Below are 22,342 nucleotides of genomic sequence, written 5' to 3'. Positions count from 1 at the left end.
GCATTATGGAACAGCAATCTATTCCACAATATAGTATCAGAGGCCACCAAATATGGGGCTTCAAAGATATGACGCATTTTCTGGATCACCTATTTGCAGACGGTGAAACAAAATCAGGTACGCTGGTGGCTATCAATGCTGAAAAAGTGATGACAGCAGAAAAGGATGCGGCATTAAATACGTTGCTTGGGCAAGCGGAATATCTCTATGCAGATGGTATCAGTATTGTGCGCGCTATTCGCCGTAAATACCCTCAAGCGCAAGTCTCTCGTGTAGCGGGAGCTGATCTTTGGGAAGCGTTAATGGAACGCGCAGGGAAAGAAGGCACGCCTGTTTTTTTAGTTGGTGGTAAGCCGGAGATCCTTGAGCAAACAGAGAATAAGCTACGAGCGCAGTGGAATGTGAATATTGTTGGCTCACAAAATGGCTATTTTACGGCAGAGGATAGAGATGCTCTGTTTGAGCGAATTCGAGCCAGCGGCGCAAAAATTGTAACAGTCGCGATGGGGTCACCCAAGCAAGAGATCTTAATGCGCGATTGTCGAAAAGTTTACCCAGATGCACTCTATATGGGCGTTGGTGGCACTTACGATGTCTTTACTGGGCACGTAAAACGCGCCCCTAAAGTCTGGCAAAATTTAGGATTAGAGTGGTTATATCGCTTATTATCTCAGCCGACCCGCATTAAAAGACAGTTTAAATTGTTGAAATTTTTAGCTTACTACTATGGCGGCAAGCTGTAGTTTTGCATAGCATGTCACGGCGTAAGTTACCTTTATTGCGCTGTGACATGTCACCATCTTGTCAATTTTCACCTCCCTTTAATAACATAAACGTTACTTCTGGTCTCTTTCTTCAATTATTTCTATAATTCATCAAAAATACATGTAAGTTACGAGCTTTCGGTTCAAACACTGGAATATGTCATTTTTTTCGACTGATAAAACAGTCTTTTTATGAATATTGATTGTGCTTATTACTATAAATACTCATAAGCCATGATTTATCTTTTTTGTTACGACAGGGGAATTTATGGAGAATTCACAGCAAGGGCTACAGCGAGGCTTAGAGGCACGTCATATTGAGCTGATTGCACTAGGTGGAACAATCGGTGTTGGCCTTTTTATGGGATCAGCGAGCACCTTAAAGTGGGCAGGTCCTTCAGTATTGTTAGCCTATATTATTGCAGGCATTTTTGTCTTTTTTATTATGCGCTCAATGGGGGAAATGTTGTTTGTAGAGCCTGTGACAGGCTCTTTTGCTGCCTTTGGTTATAAATATTTAAGCCCATTTTGGGGATGTTTAACGGCGTGGGGCTACTGGTTTATGTGGGTGGCTGTAGGTATCTCAGAGATCACCGCCATCGGCTCTTATGCTTCCTATTGGTTCCCCGATGCACCTCAGTGGGTATTTGCCTTAACCGCCGTTATCTTGGTGGCCTTAGCGAACCTTGCGGCGGTTAGGTTGTATGGTGAGCTAGAATTTTGGTTTGCGATGATAAAGGTGACAACTATTGTTGTCATGATTTTAATCGGCTTAGGGCTAATATTCCTTGGGATCGGTAACCATTTTGAGCCAATAGGCCTTGGTAATTTAACAGAGCATGGCGGTTTTTTTGCGGGGGGTTGGAAAGGGTTCCTGTTTGCATTATGTATTGTTGTCGCTTCTTACCAAGGGGTAGAGCTAGTGGGGATCACCGCCGGTGAAGCTAAAAATCCACAGGTTACGTTGAAAAAGGCGATCAATAATATTCTATGGCGTATTTTAATTTTTTATGTCGGCGCCATTTTTATTGTCGTGACTTTGTTCCCTTGGACTGAAGTTGGTCAACAAGGTAGCCCATTTGTACTGACCTTTGCAAAAGTTGGTATTGTTTCGGCGGCGGCTGTCATTAACTTTGTCGTACTAACTGCCGCGTTGTCCGGTTGTAATAGTGGCATGTACAGTGGAGGGCGAATGCTGTATGCGTTAGCTCAAAACAAGCAACTACCACCTTCATTATTGAAACTCACACGTAATGGCGTGCCAGCGCGCTGTGTTGGCTTCACGATACTGTGCCTATTAGTCGGCTCAAGTTTAAATTATATTATTCCTGACTCAGAGAAAGTCTTTGTTTATGTCTATAGTGCGAGCGTTCTACCCGGTATGGTGCCTTGGTTGGTTATTTTGACTAGTCAGCTCCGCTTTCGTCAGCAAAACAAAGATAAGCTAGCTCAACACCCATTTAAATCCATTTTATTTCCTTGGGTGAACTATGCCACCTTACTGTTTTTAGTTTGTGTGTTGGTAGGGATGGCGATTAACCCTGAGACGCGGTTATCGTTAATTGTTGGCGCTATCTTTTTAGCGGTAGTGTCTATCCTGTACTTTTTGCTCCGGATCATCAATCGTGGTAAAGGTGATAGTACAATCCACTCTTGATGATATTTTTATTTAACATTTTCGTGATAAAGAGAGGAAAAATGCTCTCTTTATCGACAAAACGAGCAAAAGGCAAGCAATCGATATTTTTATTGAAAAAAGGACTAGACAGGGAGTGATTAAATCCGTACTATCCACACCCGCAACGGCGTTAAGCGCCCGTAGCTCAGCTGGATAGAGCGCTGCCCTCCGGAGGCAGAGGTCTCAGGTTCGAATCCTGTCGGGCGCGCCATTAAATTAGCGTGCGGCTACGGTTGGCAAGACAATGTTGTATGTAGTATAATAGCAACGCTTTGAATAAAGTGAAGTTATGGTGGCTATAGCTCAGTTGGTAGAGCCCTGGATTGTGATTCCAGTTGTCGTGGGTTCGAGTCCCATTAGCCACCCCATTCTTTTGTGACATTGCGAGGGTGGCGGAATTGGTAGACGCGCTAGCTTCAGGTGTTAGTGTCCTCAGGACGTGGGGGTTCAAGTCCCCCCTTTCGCACCACGAAAAGAGTGAAGAAAATACAAATAGTATCGGCGAGTAGCGCAGCTTGGTAGCGCAACTGGTTTGGGACCAGTGGGTCGGAGGTTCGAATCCTCTCTCGCCGACCAAATTTAGAAAACTCCGCTTTGAATAAGCGGGGTTTTTGCTTTTTAGCGCATACCCATTATCGGCGGAATCAATCCTTTTCCTCTTCTAGCTTATCTAATCTTTCGCACTTGATTGTTGTGTGGTCATTATCCCTCGACCTGAAATGTTGTTTACTTCCCTATGTTTTTCACTGTTTTTAAATGCAGACTGGACGTGCTATTTTTGGGGAATAAACTATCTCTAATTAATTGCTTTTATTGGTTATTTTTCATTGATAATAGTTGATGTCGTAAAATAGATACAAAGCTATATTTTGCTGTCTCCAAATGGAGACATATAACATCATGATTTATATGAATAAATAACTAATAGTTATTTGGTGTCTCTGAATTGAGACAGCGAAGTCGGGCTGTCGTCATGATGGATAGCGAGTATCGCTGGCTAACATAGCGGATATTTGAAAAAAACGATGTCATCTCGCAGGCTTGCTAAAAAAACGGGATAAAAAATAGCCATATTTCTGTTTTGGAAAAGTTGGCACGCATCCTGCATTACTTATTATGTAGATGCTCATTCCACTCATTATGATAGCAATGCTTCATAAACCTAGGAATGATGCAAAGCCGATTATCGGTGCCTATTGTCCAATATAGATGAACAAGAGCTCATCCTCTTCTCATCAACCCATGGACGAAACGTTGAGTGAGGCACCATCCGTCTGTAGACCTGATTGTATATTTACACCTGTCATTGTTGGCAGGTGTTTTTTTTTTGCATGCGAACTCATCAGCCAAAACTGATCCCCTCTTGAACCGTATTTTGTTGCTTGAGGAAATCAGTTCACATCATACATTAGATTAATTTTTTCTGTTACAGAACCATTTGCTAAACCAACGAGTAATGTAGGTATAGCAAAGAATAATGAATGTAATGATGAAGATGTCTTTGTTTAAATCAACGGTATTGAAACCGATAATCGTGATAAAAACAAAGGGTGACAAAATGAGAAGTAAAAGATCAAAAAATATTTGCAGTCGATTTGGGGTTGCAATAATCCAGCACCAAATAGTTTTAATTACATTCATGTAGATATCCTGAGTCCGGTTAAATCAAAGGCAATGTATTATTTATACACTATGTAAATGATATATTACAGAACAACAGTTGCTTTGTTTGATGTTATGCGAAAATCAATTATTTTTCAGCTTTATTTGTGCGCTTTTAATTTCATAATGCACAGTTAAGTTCTTTTTTAGATGGGTTTAATAAGTAGGTTGACTATTAATCATAAGATGGTTAATAAAAAATATTCAATTAACTATGATTCTTTTTAGAAGGAATAATAACAAATAAAAAGCTCCGCATATGAACGGAGCTTTTTTATTATAAATATTTATTGCTACGGTTATTAACTTCGATCTTTCTTCAGTGAATGTAGCAACGCTTCTTGGCGAATTTTTGCAGCTTCTTCGGCTTTATGTAGCTTATCTAGCGCATCGGCTAGCCAAGCGGCGTCGTGTGCATCGAAACGCTGTGCTAATGCTGCTTTGAAATAAGACTCCGCGTGTTCCCATTGCGCATGCTGCAAGGCGATTTGCCCCATTGTGCTATTGAGTAATGGCGTAGCTCCAGATTGTTTAACCAACTGTTTTAACACTTTTTCCAGTTGCTCTGGTTTATCACTACGTAGCCTTGGGGCTAACAGTAATAAGCGCTCATCATATTGTTGCTTTAAGCCATCAATAATAATTTTCTCAGCGCTTTCCATATCATTACATTCAATTAAATGTTCAGCTAAGAAAGATTGTAATGCGATTTCATGGCGAATTTTACGTGGCTGTGCTTTCCACCACTCTTTAAGACCTTCGCTACCGTTTTCTGCCATACACTGGTTCATTAACCCCTTATAAGCTTTGAGCTTTAAGGCTTCTAACTCATCTTCACTGTGCAGCTGGACTTTTGCCATGACAGGCAGTAGCTCAATCAGTGCTTGATAAGCGCCAGAACGTAGATAGGCTTGCTCGGCAAGGCGTAAAATCTCAGGGTGTCTTGGGGCTTGATCAAGAAGTTTGTCGATGCCAGTTCGAGCCGCATAGACCTCATCTTCCGCTAATTGAATACGAACACGGCTGATATCTACAGGCAGTTGATCACTGCCAGCCACTTCTGCGGCTCTATTGAGATATTGGTGAGTTCGGTATTCATCACCACGCTGTTGCGCGGCTTCAGCAGCCAGTAAGTAGTTGATAACAGGCTGTTGAGAGAAGTCAGCATGCTTACTCATCAACTTTTCGACTTGATCGAAATCCCCTTCAGCTAGCTTTAAGAGGGCTTTTTGGGTTTGCGAGTGCGCTTTATGGTACTTACGACCACTCACCCAGCCTTTAGTCCGAGAGGTTGTGCTGATAAAACGACGATAGCACCAACCTAAAAAGAGCAATACGAATTGTAGTAATATAAAAGACAGAACTAAACTGGTGACACTGGTCGTAATGTCATAATTATCTGTACGGATGAAGACATAGCCTTGGTGACCGGCTAATAGCGGCCCTAAGATAATGCCTGCGATCAGAACAATAAAGAGGATGAATACTTTAATCATAATTACCCCTTCTGCTCATTAGTTGGTGCTGTAACGACCGAACTTTCTGATTTTTCGGGTTTAGCCTCAGTTTCAGAAGGTTGTTTTTCCTCCTTTACTGCGGGGGTTGCTGACGCTTTTGCACTTTCCTCTGATTGGGCAAGTAGGTTACGAACACGTGCCTGCATAACTTTTTCAAGTTTTGGCTGACTTTCTAATGTATCAGGCATTTCAGTGTCGATTGATTGATTAAGTAACTCATCAACTTCAGCAAGGAAAGCTTTGGTTGCCGGTGCATTCACATCAAAATAGGCACGTACCCAAGTAGAGACTTGCTCTAAAGATTGCTTATAGGTCTCTTCTTGATAGCGAGGAACCGCTTGTGCAGCAATGAGTAATTGAGAACGAATGTTTTCACGTAAATAGATGTCCTGATTTGGCGCAAGCAGTGGCGCTTCAGAGCCATCACGAGCACGTACAGTAATAAAATCACTGGTAAAGCTTTTCCAACTGCGTGATAAGTTCTGTTTCCAGTCGGCAATATCACCGGAGACCTGTTCGTCATCATCAACTTTGGCATCACCGCTATTGATATCGTTTAGGCGCAAGTTGTCAACTTCATTACTTAACTGGTTCAAACGTAGAATAATACCGTCGTAATCGACTTGGTTGATAGCCGCTAAGCTAGCAATATCATTTTTAATCGCTTTACGAATATCCAAAAGGCTAGGATCATTCATCTCTGCAAGGCTGGAATCGGCGCTTTTCAAAAGTACGGCGGCAGTAACTGGGTCGTGATCATTCCACAATTTTCTGCCTGCCATTTTGACCATAAAGTCAGCTTGCGCCAGTAACCAGCTTTTTACGTCTGAACTGGATAATGCATTGACGTGCGCTTGTAGCTCTTGCATACGGCGGTTTAGTTGATCTTCATACTCGCGAGCTTGTGAGCTTAGTGCTGACTGTGAAGCGACCAGAGAATCTAAACGTTGCCTATCCGCTTTTTGTTGTTCAATTAATTCACTCAACTGTTTTTTTAACTCACTATTTTCATTAGCGAGTTGTGTATTACTTTGTTGAGTAAAATAATAAATACCACCGCCGATAGCGATGATAATAGCGATAGCGATGGCACTACCGATGAGACCAGAACGTTTTTGCTCCGAAGACGGCTTAGTTTGGCGGTTGTTTGGGGTATCCGCGACAGTATCGTTGTTGACCGTTTCGGTAGATTTATTGTGTTCCGTCATAAATTAGCATCCCATGTCGGTTGAGAGTAATGCTTCTAATAAAGCATTATTATCTGCGCTATTTGCCACACAGACCTGTTGCCAGCCAATTTGGCGAGCTTGGTCTGCAATCCGTTCGCTGACAACCAATAAACGGCGATTAAACCACCATGCTTTTGTATTTTCAGCGATCAATTCATTTAATAAGGCTAACATTTGACCACTACTGATAACAATATCTGTAATGCCCTTATTAACCCATTGTTGATTAAACTCTGCTTTATCATACAAAACAGGGTGTCTTGTATAACATTCGCAATATTCCACCTGCGCTCCCCTAGACCGTAACGTAGAGGCGAGGAGTTCCCTACCACCATTGCCCCGTAAGAGCAGCGCACGTTTCCCTTCAAGAAACTGTAATTCAGGAAGGCTTAGCAATGCTTCGCTGGTTTCGCCATGCTCAGGCCAGCGGATCATTTTGCTTGTTAGCGCCTCAAAATACTGACCAGTTGAACGACCGATCCCATAATAGGATAACTTATCTGACCAGTTGCGTCCTGCTTGTTTAAGGGTTAAATCTGCATACCAGACCGCATTTTTAGATAAAAGAAAAACTAAATCATTTTGAGTGAGCTGTTGAAGGCGTGATCCGAGTAAGTCTAATTCAGCCCCCGGCCCCACCTGAATAAGTGGCAAAGCGAATGCTTCTGCCCCTTTTGCTTTGATGGCAGCAACAAGCTCAGAGCCAGCAGGCTCCGGCCGAGTGACTAATACCTTCATGCTGGCGGATTTCCTTGGTAAACTTCCGCCAGTATTTCACGTGCACCTTTATCAAGCAGCTCCTCAGCGAGGGAGATACCTGCTTGAGTGGCTTGCTCTGGTGTGGTTAAACGTTCCCCACGGATAACTTGACTGCCATCAGGCGCGCCAACTAGTGCACGTAGCCAAATTTGTCCATCTTGCCAAATTGCATAGCTACCGATAGGCACTTGGCAGCCTCCTTCAAGGCGCATGTTCATTGCACGTTCAGCAAGCACACAGACAGAAGTATTATCATCATTAAGCTTTTCAAGTAGTTGGCGAGTGCGTTCATCATCTAGGCGGCATTCGATGCCCACCGCACCTTGCCCAACTGCGGGCAGAGATTGCTCTGGTGCTAATGCTGTACGAATTCGCGCTTCTAGACCTAACCGTTTCAGCCCAGCGACAGCCAAAATGATGGCATCATATTCCCCGTTATCCAGCTTTGAGAGACGCGTACCAACATTACCTCGTAGGTCACGGATAACAAGGTCAGGGCGTAGTTCCCTTAATTGGCATTGGCGGCGTAGGCTGGATGTACCAACGACACTGCCCGCAGGTAGTGCATCAAGACTATCATATTGATTAGACACGAAAGCATCGCGGGGATCTTCACGTTCACAAATTGTCACCAGCCCTAGGCCCTCAGGGAATTCAACGGGAACATCTTTCATTGAGTGAACGGCAATATCGGCCCGTTTTTCCAGCAGGGCAAGCTCTAGCTCTTTAACAAAGAGGCCTTTACCGCCGACTTTGGCGAGTGGCGTATCTAGAATGATATCGCCTTTAGTGACCATGGGAACTAGCTCAACTTGTAAGCCTGGATGAAATTGCTCTAGCTTCTCTTTAACAAAGTAAGCTTGCCACAGAGCTAAAGGGCTTTTACGTGTTGCAATACGGACAATATTCGTTGATGTCATTTCGCTGCTTTCTCAGGCATAAACTGCCATAGATTAACTATACAATTATCCCTAGTTTTAACATTTTAGCGATGGGTTTTCCAGTTAGGGCCTCCTAAACCCTCCGTTTATAGAGCGCATTATTCATAAAAATCTTCTCTTTATGATTGAGATAAATAAGAGGGAGCCATCGTAAACAGAGAGTGCCATCCCTATTTTTTTAGCTATTTGTGCTGTGCAGGGAGTAAAAAAGTTTCAATTTACGTCAATCTAGTGGTGAAGCGTTCAAGCATAGGCGCAATGCGAATTAGATTTGAAATAGGCGCTGGATGTATGTTTTTTGAACGAACGAACAATTTGTTATTATTCCATTGATAAACAAGGGATATTCGGGGGTTATAAAAAATAAAAAGCCTTTTTATACAATATGTTGAAAATTAATTTGTATCAAAAATACACAGATAAAATTATGTGATCTACTTTACCCTTTTGCTGCAAGGTGTTAAATTGATCACGTTTCCGACAATTCATTTGAAAAAAATTTTAAATATATTTCTATCTGTTAGGTGCTGGGTTTTACCCAGATTTGTTGTTAAGTTCATTCAGCCAGGCGTATCCCTTGTATCTCTATATTGAAACTTTAAAGCAGAGACTTGATGCGATAAACCAACTTCGGTTAGATCGCGCGACAGCGTCAATGGATGAAACCTTTTGTAAGGTTTACAGCCTGCTGCCTGTCTTGTTTCATTATCATCACCCTATGATACCGGGTTATATCGAAGGGAATGTCCCTTATGGCGTTTGCTTCTTCACCCCCGACAATGACCAAAAACTTTGGTTATCCCAATTTGGCAAGTATCTTCCCAACGCAGAAAAAGCGAATGGTGAGTTACCGATAACGGGAATTTACTCGATGGGTAGCACCTCCTCAGTTGGCCAAAGCCAATGCTCCGATATTGATATCTGGGTCTGCCATCCCTCATGGTTAGATAACGAAGAGAAACGCCTGCTACAAAAAAAATGTACCTTAATCGAGCAGTGGGCAGCTTCTTTAGGCATTGATGTGACAGTCTTCTTAATCGATGAAAACCGTTTTCGCCATCATGCTAGCGGGCATATCGGTGGGGAAGATTGTGGTTCAACACAACATATTTTATTGCTGGATGAATTTTACCGCACCGCAGTACGTATGGCAGGTAAAAGATTGTTATGGACTATGGTGCCAGTTGAAGAAGAGCATCATTACGATGAATATGTTATGGCGCTTTATGCACAAGGTGTATTGACGCCAAATGAATGGCTCGATCTCGGTGGGTTAGGGGAGTTGTCAGCGGCCGAATATTTCGGGGCTAGCTTATGGCAATTATATAAGAGTGTCGATTCCCCTTATAAAGCCGTCTTAAAAAGTTTACTTCTCGAGTCTTATTCGTGGGATTACCCAAAAGGTAAGTTATTAGCATTAGAATTTAAACGTCATCTTCATGCGGGTGAGATAGTTTGTTACGGTCTAGACTCGTATTGTTTGATGTTAGAACGTGTCACCCGTTATTTAATTGAAATAAATGATACCACCCGTCTTGATTTAATCCGCCGCTGTTTCTACCTCAAAGTCTGTGAAAAATTATCTAAAGATACAGAAAATGAATGCTCTGGCTGGCGACGCGATGTGCTATCTCAGTTAGTTGAATCATGGGGATGGGGTGCTGAACGCTTAGCGATGTTAGATTCGCGTAGTCAATGGAAAATTGAACGAGTTCGTGAAGCACACAATGAATTGCTCGATACGATGATGCAAAGCTATCGTAATTTAATCCGTTTTGCGCGTCGTAATAATTTAAGCGTCAGTGCTAGCCCACAAGATATTGGCGTATTGACGCGTAAGTTATACGCAGCGTTTGAAGCGCTACCGGGTAAAGTGACGTTAGTGAACCCACAAATATCACCGGATCTTAGTGAGCAACACCTCACATTTATTTATGTTCCGCCGGGTCGTGCGAATCGTAGTGGTTGGTACTTATATAACCAAGCTCCGTATATTGAAACCATTATTGGTCATCAGCCGCTCGAATATAACCGTTATTTAAATAAACTCGTCGCATGGGCTTATTTTAATGGGTTATTGACCGAAAATACTCAGGTGTATATGCATCATGGGCAATCTCAGTGTGATGAGAAGAAATTATTGGAATTGATGCATGACGTATCAGGGCACTTCCCGATACGCCTACCAGCACCGACGCCCAAAGCATTATATAGCCCCTGTGAAATTCGCCATTTGGCTATCATTGTCAATTTAGAGCAAGACCCCACCCAAGTTTATTCGAATCAAGTTGTGCATTTTGATTTTAGAAAATTAGATGTCTTTAGCTTTGGTCAAGAGCAGCGTTGTCTTATCGGCAGTATTGATTTGCTGTATCGCAACTCATGGAATGAGGTGAGAACGCTTCACTTTAGTGGCGAGCAGTGCATGTTAGAAGCACTTAAAACCATTTTAGGTAAGATGCACCAAGATGCCGCGCCACCAGACGCTGTAGAGGTGTTCTGCTACAGTGAGCATTTGCGTGGGCTAGTCAGAACGCGTGTGCAGCAATTGGTGTCAGAGTGTATTGATTTGCGTTTATCAAGTAACCGTAATGATCCGGGGCGTTTCAAAGCCCTGCGCATTGCCGGACAGACATGGGGCTTGTTCTTTGAACGCTTAAACGTCTCTGTTCAGAAGCTCGAAAATGCGGTGGAGTTTTATGGTGCTATTTCGCATAACAAACTCCATGGTTGGCCAGTAAAACTCAATGCGAAAGAGAACAACCATTTACCAGCGGTTGTCGATGGTTATGCAAGTGAAGGGATCGTACAGTTTTTCTTTGAGAATACAGCGGATAACACAGGGTTTAATATTTATGTGTTGGATGAAGCCAACCGTGTTGAGATCTACTCACATTGTGAAGGCTCTAAAGAAGAGTTGGTGCGTGATGTGAGCCGCTTCTACTCGTCATCTCATGATCGCTTCACATACGGTGCAAGCTTTATTAATTTTAACCTGCCACAGTTTTATCAAATCGTAAACCATCAAGGCAAAAGCCAAGTTATCCCCTTTTCGGGAGGCTCTTGGCCCTTCGATATCGAAAAAGATGAGATGACACACTCAGAGCATTTTGAGTCATCACCTCATCATCGCGCACACTACTATTAATGAGCCTTTAAAATGCGAAAGGTTCACCACTTTGTGTAGCAATCGCCTGTGCAAGCATATCTGTAAAACGTTGGCCTGAACGGTCGCATACCCAGTCGTTATCTTTATAATCGTAGTGATAGCCCCCCTGTTTCGTGGCGAGCCAAATTTGGTGGAAAGGTTCTTGTCGGTTGATGATGATTTTGCTGCCATCTTCAAAACTGAGCGTCATTACGCCACCATTCGTTTCACAATCGATATCCGCATCGCCGTCATAATTATCCAAATGCTCTTCGATTGAAGCCATCATTTGGTCGGCAAGTTGGTGAAATTCACTATCATTCACGGTTAGTTCCCTATTTGTTTAAATCATTCGCTAGTGGAAATTATAGGTGTGAACATCAATGGGGGTCAATTGACGGTAGAAATGTACCGGTACCCTCTGATTTTCCATGATGGCAGTTAAAACATTTGTTGGTGGCTCCCCTTTTAAGCATTATGCTATTGTGGATGGGGAACAAAATCACGACTCAATTGATGAACAATAGTGATTTGCAAAGGCAGCCCTGTTAATCTGTTACCTTATTCAGACGTCACAAGTTAGTTTTACAGGCGAAATATAATGAAAAAAAGTTTAGTTGGACTCTCTGCGCTTATTATTTTGTTCACTCTTTCTGGTTGTGGCTTAAAAGGCCCTCTTTATTTCCCACCAGAAGATAAGGCGACATCATCACAATCATCTGATGAAACACAAAATAGCACAGCGGCAGATTCGCGAGTGTCGACCTCAAACCAACAATAAGCTGCTGCGATGGAGCGGAATATGCAATTTTCTAAAATGCATGGCTTAGGTAATGACTTCATGGTTGTTGATGGTGTCACTCAGAATGTTTACTTTTCTCCTGAGTTGATTAGCCGTCTTGCTGATAGACATACTGGGGTTGGTTTTGACCAATTACTGTTAGTTGAGGCGCCTTATGATCCTGATTTAGACTTCCATTACCGCATTTTTAATGCAGATGGCAGTGAAGTCGCACAATGTGGGAATGGCGCCCGCTGTTTTGCTCGTTTTGTGCGTTTGAAAGGGCTAACAAATAAACAAAAGATTAAGGTCAGTACCCAATCTGGACGTATGGTATTGACAATCAATGAAAATGACGATGTTTGCGTGAACATGGGAGAGCCGGAGTTTGAGCCTCAGAAAGTACCGTTTCGCGCCATCAAAGCGGAAAAGACCTATATTATTCGCGCTTTAGAACGTACAGTGTTATGTGGTGTTGTTTCAATGGGCAATCCCCATTGTGTGATCCAAGTTGAAAGCGTCAAAACGGCGGAAGTGGAAATTTTAGGCCCTGTATTGGAGAGCCATGAACGTTTCCCTGAGCGAACCAATGTTGGTTTTATGGAAATCGTCAGTGCTCACCATATCCGTTTGCGGGTGTTTGAACGTGGTGCCGGCGAAACACAAGCCTGTGGCAGTGGTGCATGTGCGGCGGTCGCGATTGGCATTCAGCAAGGGTTACTGGCTAATCAGGTAAAAGTTGATTTACCGGGTGGTTCACTCGACATAAGTTGGAATGGTCCAGGCACTCCGTTATATATGACAGGCCCTGCCAGTCATGTTTATGATGGTGTGATCCAGCTCTAAGCTTTATTCAATTATCAAGAGGTTATAATGGATAAACCGGAAGTAGCACTAGACAGCCCTTATCAAATTGATGATAGCCAAGTGGTGCGTTACTTACAGGAACAGCCAGATTTCTTTATCCGTAATGCCTCGCTTATTGAACAGCTTACAATCCCACATGCTATTCAGGGAGCCATTTCGCTCCCTGAAGCCGTCATGAACCGTCAACGTTTGAAAATCAAACAACTCGAACAAGATATCTGTTTCATGGTTGAACAGGCTCATGAAAACGGTCAACTATTTGATGAATTGCTGTATTTAGTGATTGAGATGTCAATGGCGCAGAGCCTGAGTGACATGTTAAACAGCTTGAATCGCTGGGCGAAAAAATTAGGTCTATCCGGGGCATCTGTGCGTCTATTTAGTGATTGCTGGCGGCTATCTGCTCCGCTTGATGCCCAAGCACTTGTCGTGTCTCGACGTGCATTTGAGTCGATTCGTATTCAGCGTTTCGGTGATAAGACCCACTATTTAGGCCATTTAAACGGCCCTGAAATACAACTTTTACTGCCTGATGCCATGAATGTGGCGTCAGTGGCTATCTCACTATTTGGTCATCATGGGGAATCTGGCATGGTGATATTTACGAGTCGCGACCGAGATCACTATCAACAGGGTATGGGAACGGTTATGTTAGAGAAAGTGGCTCAAATTCTACCGAGGTTACTTTGCCGATGGATAGAGCGCCTATAACCCCCCAGCCACAAGGGCTGATGATCCAAGTCGAAGCATTTTTACGTTATTTACAAATTGAGCGTAGGCTCAGCCCTGTCACTATCACCAATTATCGCCGTCAACTCACGGTGGTCGTAGAGATGCTGAATGAAATGAACGTCAGCGAATGGCGGCAATTAGATGCCACGAAAGCGCGCAACGTGGCAGCAAAAAGTCGTCGTAAAGGCTTACAAGCTGCCAGTATGGCATTACGTTTATCGGCATTGCGGAGTTTCTGTGATTGGATGGTGCAACAAGATAAGCTTTCTGCAAATCCAGTGACTGCCGTCCATGCACCAAAGGCCAAAAAACGTTTACCCAAAAATATGGATGTGGATGAAGTTTCAAAGTTGCTGAGCATGGAAAGCGGCGACCCGCTGGTGGTCCGTGATAGGACAATGTTAGAAGTGATGTATGGTGCGGGGTTACGTTTATCTGAATTGGTTGGGTTAGATGTTCGTCATTTAGACCTCGCGATGGGTGAGGTCAGAGTGATGGGGAAAGGGAGTAAAGAGCGTAAGATCCCATTAGGCAAAACCGCAGTGAGCTGGTTAAAGCGTTGGTTAGAAATGCGAGAGCTGTACGAGCCGGAAGATGGTGCCGTTTTTATCTCTACAAAGAGTGGTAAACGCATATCTAACCGTAATGTTCAAAAGCGCTTTGAGCAATGGGGGATCAAACAAGGGGTTAATAGCCACATTAACCCTCATAAATTGCGTCACTCATTTGCAACACATATCCTTGAATCAAGTGGTAATTTACGCGGTGTGCAAGAGTTGCTCGGTCATGCAAATTTATCGACGACACAAATCTACACACACCTAGATTTCCAGCATCTGGCTAATGTTTATGATGTGGCTCATCCCAGAGCAAAAAGGGAGAAACCTTAATGCATTTTTACCGTCCGTTATCACCTATTCAGGCCATTACGTTTGACTTAGATGATACATTGTATGACAACCATCCGGTCATTGATAAAACGGAAGAAGAAGTGTTACGTTTTGTCCGTGAATATGATGCGCAGTTTAATCATTTTACCCATGATGACTTATACACTTTTCGCAATATTGTGGCGAAGCAAGAGCCTGATATTTGCCATGACATCACGCGTTGGCGTTGGTTATCATCGAAAATGATGTTTTGCCACTATGGGTACAGCCGTGAAGACGCGCAAAAAGGGGCGGATGACCTCATGGCTCATTTTACTTATTGGCGTAATCAAATCGATGTTCCTGAATCCACTCACCAAACACTCACTCAGTTAGCCAAAAAATTGCCATTGGTAGCAATTACTAACGGTAATGCAGAGCCTGATGCGTGTGGATTAGGGCAATATTTTCAGTTTGTATTAAAAGCTGGCCCGGATGGGCGCTCGAAACCCTATTGTGATATGTATCGGTTAGCCGCTCAAAAGTTAGCACTGGAGCCTCATGCCATTTTGCATGTTGGCGATAATTTGCTGACTGATGTCGAAGGTGCGATCCGCAGTGGTATGCAAGCTTGTTGGATCAATGTCGACAATAAGACGCTGATGGAAGAAAAAGATGTCCGCTTATTGCCGCATGTTGAAATTTCTCAGTTGGCTTCTCTATTGTCACTGGTATAATCATTTTTCTGTATAAAAATACAGTGGTCGTCGCCACTGTTCTGCTTTGATGGTAATTATGGACGTTTCTTATCTGCTCGAAGGCCTTAACGACAAACAGCGTGAAGCGGTTGCTGCACCACGCACTAACTTATTAGTACTTGCGGGAGCGGGTAGTGGTAAAACGCGTGTGTTAGTACATCGGATTGCTTGGTTAATGGCGGTTGAGCATGCATCGCCATTTTCGATTATGGCGGTGACCTTTACCAACAAAGCGGCGGCAGAAATGCGCCACCGTATTAATCAATTGATTGGCTCAAGTGAAGGTGGCATGTGGATAGGAACGTTCCATGGTTTAGCACATCGCCTTCTACGCCAACATTATCTGGATGCTGGCCTACCACAAGATTTTCAAATTTTAGATAGTGATGACCAGTATCGGTTAATTCGCCGTTTGCTAAAAGCGATGAACCTTGATGAAAAGCAGTGGCCACCCCGTCAGGGCATGTGGTATATCAACGGCAAAAAAGATGAGGGGCTACGGCCTCAACATATTGAGTGCTATGGTAATCCGGTTGAAAGCACTTGGCTGAAAGTATATCAAGCCTATCAAGAAGCTTGTGATCGTGCGGGGCTAGTGGATTTTGCTGAGCTCCTGTTACGCGCCCATGAACTGTGGCTGAACAAACCTCATGTGCTACAACATTATCGCGAACGCTTCACCAATATTTTAGTCGACGAATTCCAAGATACTAACAGTATCCAATATGCGTGGATCCGAGTGTTAGCGGGTGACACGGGTAAAGTGATGATCGTCGGCGATGATGATCAGTCCATTTATGGCTGGCGTGGTGCACAAGTGGAAAATATTCAGCGTTTTTTGAATGATTTTCCCGGTGCCGAAACTATCCGTCTTGAGCAAAATTATCGTTCGACGAATAATATTCTGAAAGCCGCTAACGCATTGATCGCACATAATAGTGATCGATTAGGGAAAAATTTATGGACGGAAGGCGGTGATGGCGAGCCAATCTCTCTCTATTGTGCTTTCAATGAATTAGATGAAGCACGTTATATTGTCAGTCGTATTAAACAGTGGCAAGAAAATGGGGGAGCTTTGCAAGATTGTGCCATGCTATACCGTAGTAATGCTCAGTCGCGTGTACTGGAAGAAGCCCTTATTCAAAGCGCGATGCCATATCGTATATATGGTGGTCAGCGTTTCTTCGAACGCCAAGAGATCAAAGATGCCCTCTCTTATTTAAGGCTTATTGCTAACCGCAATGATGATGCGTCGTTTGAACGAGTTGTGAATACACCGACGCGGGGCATTGGTGAGCGGACGCTGGATACGGTACGGCAAACCGCGCGTGATCAACAACTGACACTCTGGGAAAGTTGTGAATATTTATTGCGTGAGCAAGTCCTCGGTGGGCGAGCGGCGGCAGCGATTGAACGTTTCTTAGAATTAGTGGATGCACTTGCGAAAGAAACGCAAGAGATGCCACTGCATGTACAAACGGATAGAGTGATCAATGACTCTGGCTTACGTGCAATGTATGAGCAAGAAAAAGGGGAAAAAGCACAAGCGCGTATCGAAAACTTGGAAGAGTTAGTCAACGCAACGCGCGACTTTAGCTATCAAGATGAAGATCAGGATCTGATGCCACTGCAGGCTTTCTTATCTCACGCAGCGCTCGAATCGGGAGATGGGCAAGCGGATATTCATCAAGATGCAGTCCAACTGATGACGCTTCACTCGGCTAAAGGTTTGGAATTCCCGAATGTATTTATCGTGGGCATGGAAGAAGGAATGTTCCCAAGCCAAATGTCGATGGATGAAAGTGGGCGTTTGGAAGAAGAGCGGCGTTTGGCTTATGTGGGGATCACTCGAGCTATGCAAAAGTTGACGATAACTTATGCAGAAAGCCGCCGTTTATATGGGAAAGAGGTCTATCACCGTCCGTCACGTTTTATTGCGGAATTACCGACGGAATGTGTTGAAGAAGTGCGTTTACGTGCAACCGTATCACGCCCTGTTAATCACCAACGCCTTGGCACACCCGTTACTCGAAATGATTCAGGGTATGCGTTGGGGCAACGTGTTCGCCATCCGAAATTTGGTGAAGGCACAATTATTAACTTGGAAGGCAGTGGTGAGCATTGTCGACTGCAAATTGCTTTTCAAGGGCAAGGGATCAAATGGCTGGTTGCATCGTATGCACGGTTAGAAAATTTATAGTTTATTGATAAATGCCAATTCTAATTTCGCTATTAGAATTGGCATTTTTATAGTTTTCACTTTTATTATAAACGAATTAATTAATAGCTTTATGTGGTTTTAATTAACGTATATAAAATTAAAATTTGTTTTGTTCTCCTCTCAGTTATATATTTTTAACGCTCCGTATTGCTATCAGCTAGTACGTTTATTTAAAACTAAGGGAAAATAAAATGGATTTTGTAAATAGAGATGATATAACTAATTATAAAAATAAGTTTAATGCAATTAAAAAGGATTATGATCAATTTATCGGTGATAATCAATCTGTATTAAGAGTATTAGAAACAGAAATAAATCATCTAACTACGAGCCCATATGTAGCGCAATATAAAAGAAACCAACAACTAATACAATGGATTAATAGCGCTATTTATCATATTGAAAAAGCCAATAAAATAATATTAAAACAGTTATCCAATTACAGCTCATCATTACGTGCTTTTGAACGGGGTAAACAGCCTTTCCCTGGGGCTTTTAGTCATGGCGTGATCAAATTTGATCTTGAGTTTCCTGAGTCGGTAATGAGTGAATTGCGCTTTACGGCACGTCATGCAATCGGGCAAACAATGGATAGATTCACTGAATTGGATAAACGCGTTTCATCGTTAAGCAGCAACAGTCCATCATCATTAGAGAAGACGCCAGTAAATAGCCCGTTCTTAGAGAGCGTACAGGTTGCACTAAAGGTGACGACGTTGGATTACCTTGATGCTTATAGAAGGCAAACCAAATTGTGTGATAAGGCGCTTTCAGATATTAAACATGCTTTTAAAGGGGCGAATTCAAAAATTAACAAAATAGAAGCGCTATCGCGTAAATTAACAGCATGGTCTGCGAGAGGCGCATCAAAACAGACGGGTTTAAATAAAGAGTTACTTCTCTCTGTAGGTAATGCAACGAAAATTGCGATTCAGACACAGAAAAATAATATCGAAATACTCAATAATCACTACAGTAACGTTATAAATGCGCTTAATATAAGCCGTGATGACAATGCGTATTTAACAATGGATCCTACCGAGCTACAAAACTATATTGATAGTCTAAATGAGTTAAAAAATAATAATTATATTTCGAATAAATTAAATGAACTCAAAGAGACTAATGTTGCCATCCATGATTTTATGGATAATGCAACTAAGGCTTATATTAAGAAGTTTCATCGAGAAGTGAATTCGGTGTACTCGTTATTAAAAGCTCAGCAAGAGCAGTTAGCAAATATTAGCGAACAATATTTATCTTCCCGTATTGCACTGCTTACCGCCTATCGCGATGACCAGAAAATGGTGGAGTCAAAACTTATTTCATCGTCCTCTCAACTATTGAGTGAGCAAATCTCAAGTTTTGAAAAAGCCCCAGAAGCTGTGAGTTGTTTTACGTATGCAACGAAGGACAATAGAGAGGGTGCATCAGCCGCACTAAAATTTTGTATGGGGAAAACCGCATTTTGTGGGCATGGAACGTGTTGATGGTTGAGGCCTTAGCGTTCGACTAGGGCGTAAAATAGATTAATTGTCATTGGTTTCATTAGGGCGTGCTCATCCTAGTGGTGAGCACTCTTGGGGTTTGTTTGTAATATCGTTGTTTTTCAAATGGTTCACTAATTTAAAATTGTTATCTTGTGGTAGGTTACTTTGATTCGAGAGTTTAATCTTTAAGATTTAAGTTTTTAATTTTAAATTTTCCACACAGTGAAGTATAAAATCATACCGAATAACCTTTCTAATATTTATCATGTCATTGAATAATCTAATTGATTCTCTTTCTACACAGGGTTGGTATGTGTGGGATGATTTTTTGAACCTGTCAGAAATAGAGGCTATTAAGGGCTGTATTCCTGATAATCTGCATGATGCGCGCATAGGTAACGGTGAGTCACTGCATGGCAATAAAGCCATTCGCGGTGATCAGACAATTTGGCTAGAGTCTGAAATGGGCGAGCCTATCGCCAGTTATATGGCGAAGATGGATGAAATCCGCCAAGCGCTAAATCGCTCGTGCTATATGGGATTGCGTGATTTTGAAACCCATTTTTGCCGTTATCCTAATGGGGCATTTTATAAAAAACATGTGGATAATTTCCAAGGGCAAGGGCGGCGTAAGGTGACGACTGTGCTTTATATGAACGAAGCATGGAAATCTGGGGATGGGGGTGAATTGGTCGTGTATGATCAGCAGGATAATAAGCTATTTCAGCTTGACCCTTTAGCCGGTCGGATGATTGTATTTATGTCTGAAGAGTTCCCTCATGAAGTGTTACCTACCCAACAAAAGCGTGAAAGTATTGCCGGATGGTTTTTGACGGAAAAAATACTTTAAGCTTTATCTATCCAATGAATGCCACCTCCTTACGGAGGTGGGCTGTAAATGAATTAATTAATTTGTTTAAATGCTTGTCCAGAAAAGATAATGTTCGCATTTCCTCTTTCTATTTGATAATGCGCATTATGTCGTTGTTTATTTAATGCCGATGCTTGCTGATCTTGGTATTCATTTAAGCGCCAATAAATAAGCTGCTTAGCTAATTTTTTATTGGCATGCTGACTACGCTCAGATTGCACTTTGACACTGATCCCTGTTGCAAGATGTTTTGCTCTTACCGCGGAGCAGGTTTTATTAACATGCTGCCCGCCAGGACCTTGAGCTTTTATAAATTCAAACTCGATATCACTCTCTTCAATGGTTTGAATCGGCGAAAAGCGGATCACATTAATAAACCAATTTTTCCGTTTATGTTTTGGCCTTAAGGGGCTTTGACACTGCCACTGTATTGTCCCAGACCATAACTGAGCTAGCTCCTCAGCACCATGCCCTTCTAAAGCGACCAAAGCAGATTTTAAGCCATGTTTTGATGCAACCGTTTCGAGCGTATTGACCATGACTTCACGTTTTTTAGCCTCAATAAAAAAGCAAGCCAGTGCTTTTTCAACAGCGATACAGCACTCCTCGGGGCCTTGTGCAGAAGAAAATTGTAATAACATTATGCACACTCCCCACTGGTTTTGTAGGTGAGTAAGGGGCGTAAACGTGCGATAACCTCAATTAACCCTGCTCCCACCATACTTTCAATCACGGTTTCAATCGACTTATAGGATTGTGGAGCTTCCTCATAGATCAATTGTTTATTAGCACAGATGACTCGGCTACCTAATGCAGTACGCGATAGCTGCAATGGAGTATAGCGGTGAGACAACCGCCCCTTACACTCAGTACGCATCCATTTGCGGCCAGCACCGTGAGCGAGTGAATTTAAGCTCACCTCACTTGCATGAGGCAGAACTAAATAACTGAAATCGCCACGTGACCCAGGAATAATGACCATGCCTTTGTCAGAAGGGGTTGCCCCCTTGCGATGGAGCCAACCTTGTATGCCGTTAATCGTGCAAGGTTCAACCAAGTTATGATTAACATCAAGGGCCATTTCCCCCTTTGCCTTGACCTGCTGCAACATGCGTAAGCCAATTAATTGGCGGTTTAGTTCGGCAAAAGATAATGCATGTTGGTGAGCTTCTAAATAGGCTTTCGCGTCATTTGAATGCTCTTCAAGGCCATTATGGCTATGATTTTCAACATGTTGACGTAATATGGATTGCCCTAATCCTCGGGATCCACTGTGCACAAGCAGTAATGCACACTTTTTATTTAAACCGCTTTGTGCAATCGACTCATCGTTAAATATTTTGTCGATGATTTGAAATTCAGCAAAGTGATTACCGCCGCCAATCGAGCCGAGTGAGGACATAAAATGATGGGATTTCATTTCATGAGGAACATGCTCATCGAGCCATTCTAAGGGGGCGCTATCCGGCATTGTGGATAACTGTTTTTCAAACTTATCCAAGTTTAACTTCGTGGTCTTGATATCGGTCTGAAATAAACTCATTCCACAGCCAATATCATTACCGACCAATGCAGGATAGAAACGTTGTGTTGAGAAAAATGCCGCACCAATTGGGTAACCACGACCAGGATGTAGATCTGGCATGCCTACCACGGAAACCATATTAGGGAGCGCTGCGGTTGTTTGTAACTGTTGGATTGCTTTACTTTCAATCCAAGTATTTTCTGTCGCGATATAACTGACGTGTTCGCTGACAGAATGAATAATATTGCCCATAAGTCATTAACTCATTTTTAAGGAAAAAATAAGGTGATTTAGCAGGCAAGAACTGGAGAGATAGAGAGACTATTTCTGAGTACGCCCGCAAAGAGTGTGATGAATTGTTGTCATGATGTTCCTCCTTGCAGTGTGTGAGATGGTTAAAAACGAGCGGATAATAACGACAGGGATGGGGGATTGCAAGCGGTTTTCACAAGAGTGTTGCTGATTAAGAATTGTTTACGCTTTGTAGAACGGCTTACAGAAAGACGGTAAGCCGTTTAATTATTGAGCTT

Annotated in this window: 18 protein-coding genes and 4 tRNA genes; 15 read left to right on the top strand and 7 right to left on the bottom strand. The window is 42.7% G+C overall.

Annotated elements, in window-relative coordinates:
- Window positions 1-5: 5 nt before the first annotated feature.
- The 6 genes from wecG (at window position 6) to I3B46_RS20350 (ending at window position 3,018) form a co-directional block, all read left to right on the top strand.
- Window positions 6-743, top strand: a complete 738-nt coding sequence (wecG, locus tag I3B46_RS20375) for a lipopolysaccharide N-acetylmannosaminouronosyltransferase (protein WP_004915511.1) — start codon at window positions 6-8, stop codon at window positions 741-743.
- Window positions 744-1,032: 289 nt separating this feature from the next.
- Window positions 1,033-2,421 carry a bifunctional threonine/serine APC transporter ThrP gene (gene thrP, locus I3B46_RS20370; protein ID WP_004915515.1) on the top strand — a complete coding sequence of 463 codons (1,389 nt, stop codon included), beginning with the start codon at window positions 1,033-1,035 and terminating at the stop codon, window positions 2,419-2,421.
- A gap of 155 nt (window positions 2,422-2,576) precedes the next feature.
- Window positions 2,577-2,653, top strand: a tRNA-Arg gene (locus I3B46_RS20365).
- 81 nt (window positions 2,654-2,734) lie between these two features.
- A tRNA-His gene (locus I3B46_RS20360) sits at window positions 2,735-2,810 on the top strand.
- 15 nt (window positions 2,811-2,825) lie between these two features.
- Window positions 2,826-2,911, top strand: a tRNA-Leu gene (locus I3B46_RS20355).
- 30 nt (window positions 2,912-2,941) lie between these two features.
- A tRNA-Pro gene (locus I3B46_RS20350) sits at window positions 2,942-3,018 on the top strand.
- A gap of 1,388 nt (window positions 3,019-4,406) precedes the next feature.
- Here the strand turns inward: I3B46_RS20350 and hemY are convergent.
- Genes hemY through hemC form a run of 4 tightly spaced genes read right to left on the bottom strand, consistent with a single transcriptional unit; the run spans window position 4,407 to window position 8,529 of the window.
- Window positions 4,407-5,600 (bottom strand): protoheme IX biogenesis protein HemY, encoded by a 1,194-nt coding sequence (gene hemY, locus I3B46_RS20345; protein WP_004915525.1) that lies wholly within the window; start codon window positions 5,598-5,600, stop codon window positions 4,407-4,409.
- 2 nt (window positions 5,601-5,602) lie between these two features.
- Complete coding sequence (hemX, locus tag I3B46_RS20340; RefSeq protein WP_004915527.1) at window positions 5,603-6,829, bottom strand: uroporphyrinogen-III C-methyltransferase; 1,227 nt, start codon at window positions 6,827-6,829, stop codon at window positions 5,603-5,605.
- 3 nt (window positions 6,830-6,832) lie between these two features.
- Window positions 6,833-7,588, bottom strand: coding sequence for a uroporphyrinogen-III synthase (locus I3B46_RS20335; protein ID WP_004915530.1), 756 nt, complete (start codon window positions 7,586-7,588; stop codon window positions 6,833-6,835).
- The gene (gene hemC / locus I3B46_RS20330; RefSeq protein WP_004915533.1) at window positions 7,585-8,529 is read right to left on the bottom strand and encodes a hydroxymethylbilane synthase; all 945 of its coding nucleotides are present in this window, start codon (window positions 8,527-8,529) and stop codon (window positions 7,585-7,587) included. Before hemC ends, I3B46_RS20335 begins: the two co-directional genes overlap by 4 nt.
- Window positions 8,530-9,127: 598 nt before the next feature.
- On the opposite strand from hemC, the gene I3B46_RS20325 reads away from it, so the two are divergent.
- Window positions 9,128-11,698 (top strand): class I adenylate cyclase, encoded by a 2,571-nt coding sequence (locus I3B46_RS20325; RefSeq protein WP_042116052.1) that lies wholly within the window; start codon window positions 9,128-9,130, stop codon window positions 11,696-11,698.
- Between the two features lie 7 nt (window positions 11,699-11,705).
- On the opposite strand, the gene cyaY is transcribed toward I3B46_RS20325, so the two are convergent.
- Complete coding sequence (gene cyaY / locus I3B46_RS20320; protein WP_004915539.1) at window positions 11,706-12,023, bottom strand: iron donor protein CyaY; 318 nt, start codon at window positions 12,021-12,023, stop codon at window positions 11,706-11,708.
- Window positions 12,024-12,299: 276 nt separating this feature from the next.
- Here cyaY and lptM point away from each other — a divergent pair, with 276 nt between their 5' ends.
- From lptM to I3B46_RS20280, 8 genes are all read left to right on the top strand, one after another.
- On the top strand, window positions 12,300-12,479 hold the full coding sequence (gene lptM, locus I3B46_RS20315) for an LPS translocon maturation chaperone LptM (RefSeq protein WP_004915541.1): 180 nt from the start codon (window positions 12,300-12,302) through the stop codon (window positions 12,477-12,479).
- Window positions 12,480-12,500: 21 nt separating this feature from the next.
- On the top strand, window positions 12,501-13,325 hold the full coding sequence (gene dapF, locus I3B46_RS20310; protein WP_014657285.1) for a diaminopimelate epimerase: 825 nt from the start codon (window positions 12,501-12,503) through the stop codon (window positions 13,323-13,325).
- A 27-nt stretch (window positions 13,326-13,352) separates the two neighbouring features.
- The gene (locus I3B46_RS20305) at window positions 13,353-14,057 is read left to right on the top strand and encodes a DUF484 domain-containing protein (protein ID WP_004915546.1); all 705 of its coding nucleotides are present in this window, start codon (window positions 13,353-13,355) and stop codon (window positions 14,055-14,057) included.
- Window positions 14,039-14,968 carry a tyrosine recombinase XerC gene (gene xerC / locus I3B46_RS20300; protein WP_004915548.1) on the top strand — a complete coding sequence of 310 codons (930 nt, stop codon included), beginning with the start codon at window positions 14,039-14,041 and terminating at the stop codon, window positions 14,966-14,968. The genes I3B46_RS20305 and xerC overlap by 19 nt, the downstream gene beginning before the upstream one ends.
- Window positions 14,968-15,684 carry a 5-amino-6-(5-phospho-D-ribitylamino)uracil phosphatase YigB gene (gene yigB / locus I3B46_RS20295; protein ID WP_004915551.1) on the top strand — a complete coding sequence of 239 codons (717 nt, stop codon included), beginning with the start codon at window positions 14,968-14,970 and terminating at the stop codon, window positions 15,682-15,684. Before xerC ends, yigB begins: the two co-directional genes overlap by 1 nt.
- 49 nt (window positions 15,685-15,733) lie before the next feature.
- Entirely contained in the window at window positions 15,734-17,905 is a 2,172-nt protein-coding gene (gene uvrD, locus I3B46_RS20290; protein WP_004915554.1) for a DNA helicase II, read from the top strand.
- A gap of 212 nt (window positions 17,906-18,117) precedes the next feature.
- The gene (locus I3B46_RS20285; RefSeq protein WP_036942624.1) at window positions 18,118-19,416 is read left to right on the top strand and encodes a hypothetical protein; all 1,299 of its coding nucleotides are present in this window, start codon (window positions 18,118-18,120) and stop codon (window positions 19,414-19,416) included.
- Window positions 19,417-19,681: 265 nt separating this feature from the next.
- Window positions 19,682-20,266 (top strand): 2OG-Fe(II) oxygenase, encoded by a 585-nt coding sequence (locus I3B46_RS20280; protein WP_004915561.1) that lies wholly within the window; start codon window positions 19,682-19,684, stop codon window positions 20,264-20,266.
- 53 nt (window positions 20,267-20,319) lie between these two features.
- On the opposite strand, the gene prfH is transcribed toward I3B46_RS20280, so the two are convergent.
- Both prfH and I3B46_RS20270 read right to left on the bottom strand, forming a co-directional pair.
- Entirely contained in the window at window positions 20,320-20,931 is a 612-nt protein-coding gene (gene prfH, locus I3B46_RS20275) for a peptide chain release factor H (protein ID WP_395756072.1), read from the bottom strand.
- Window positions 20,928-22,064, bottom strand: a complete 1,137-nt coding sequence (locus tag I3B46_RS20270; protein WP_072502700.1) for an RNA ligase RtcB family protein — start codon at window positions 22,062-22,064, stop codon at window positions 20,928-20,930. Before I3B46_RS20270 ends, prfH begins: the two co-directional genes overlap by 4 nt.
- Between the last annotated feature and the right edge of the window lie 278 nt (window positions 22,065-22,342).

The organism is Providencia sp. 2.29 (assembly GCF_015832305.1).
In the GTDB taxonomy this organism is placed as follows: domain Bacteria; phylum Pseudomonadota; class Gammaproteobacteria; order Enterobacterales; family Enterobacteriaceae; genus Providencia; species Providencia stuartii.
Note: the sequence above shows the minus strand (reverse complement) of the source record. Positions and strands in the feature narration are given on the sequence as shown.

What these genes read in the sequence shown, in the direction of transcription:
- wecG (WP_004915511.1), top strand. Translation starts at nt 6, where the DNA reads ATGGAACAGCAATCTATTCCACAATATAGTATCAGAGGCCACCAAATA.
- thrP (WP_004915515.1), top strand. Translation starts at nt 1,033, where the DNA reads ATGGAGAATTCACAGCAAGGGCTACAGCGAGGCTTAGAGGCACGTCAT.
- hemY (WP_004915525.1), bottom strand. Translation starts at nt 5,600, where the DNA reads ATGATTAAAGTATTCATCCTCTTTATTGTTCTGATCGCAGGCATTATC.
- hemX (WP_004915527.1), bottom strand. Translation starts at nt 6,829, where the DNA reads ATGACGGAACACAATAAATCTACCGAAACGGTCAACAACGATACTGTC.
- I3B46_RS20335 (WP_004915530.1), bottom strand. Translation starts at nt 7,588, where the DNA reads ATGAAGGTATTAGTCACTCGGCCGGAGCCTGCTGGCTCTGAGCTTGTT.
- hemC (WP_004915533.1), bottom strand. Translation starts at nt 8,529, where the DNA reads ATGACATCAACGAATATTGTCCGTATTGCAACACGTAAAAGCCCTTTA.
- lptM (WP_004915541.1), top strand. Translation starts at nt 12,300, where the DNA reads ATGAAAAAAAGTTTAGTTGGACTCTCTGCGCTTATTATTTTGTTCACT.
- dapF (WP_014657285.1), top strand. Translation starts at nt 12,501, where the DNA reads ATGCAATTTTCTAAAATGCATGGCTTAGGTAATGACTTCATGGTTGTT.
- I3B46_RS20305 (WP_004915546.1), top strand. Translation starts at nt 13,353, where the DNA reads ATGGATAAACCGGAAGTAGCACTAGACAGCCCTTATCAAATTGATGAT.
- xerC (WP_004915548.1), top strand. Translation starts at nt 14,039, where the DNA reads ATGGATAGAGCGCCTATAACCCCCCAGCCACAAGGGCTGATGATCCAA.
- yigB (WP_004915551.1), top strand. Translation starts at nt 14,968, where the DNA reads ATGCATTTTTACCGTCCGTTATCACCTATTCAGGCCATTACGTTTGAC.
- uvrD (WP_004915554.1), top strand. Translation starts at nt 15,734, where the DNA reads ATGGTAATTATGGACGTTTCTTATCTGCTCGAAGGCCTTAACGACAAA.
- I3B46_RS20285 (WP_036942624.1), top strand. Translation starts at nt 18,118, where the DNA reads ATGGATTTTGTAAATAGAGATGATATAACTAATTATAAAAATAAGTTT.
- I3B46_RS20280 (WP_004915561.1), top strand. Translation starts at nt 19,682, where the DNA reads ATGTCATTGAATAATCTAATTGATTCTCTTTCTACACAGGGTTGGTAT.
- I3B46_RS20270 (WP_072502700.1), bottom strand. Translation starts at nt 22,064, where the DNA reads ATGGGCAATATTATTCATTCTGTCAGCGAACACGTCAGTTATATCGCG.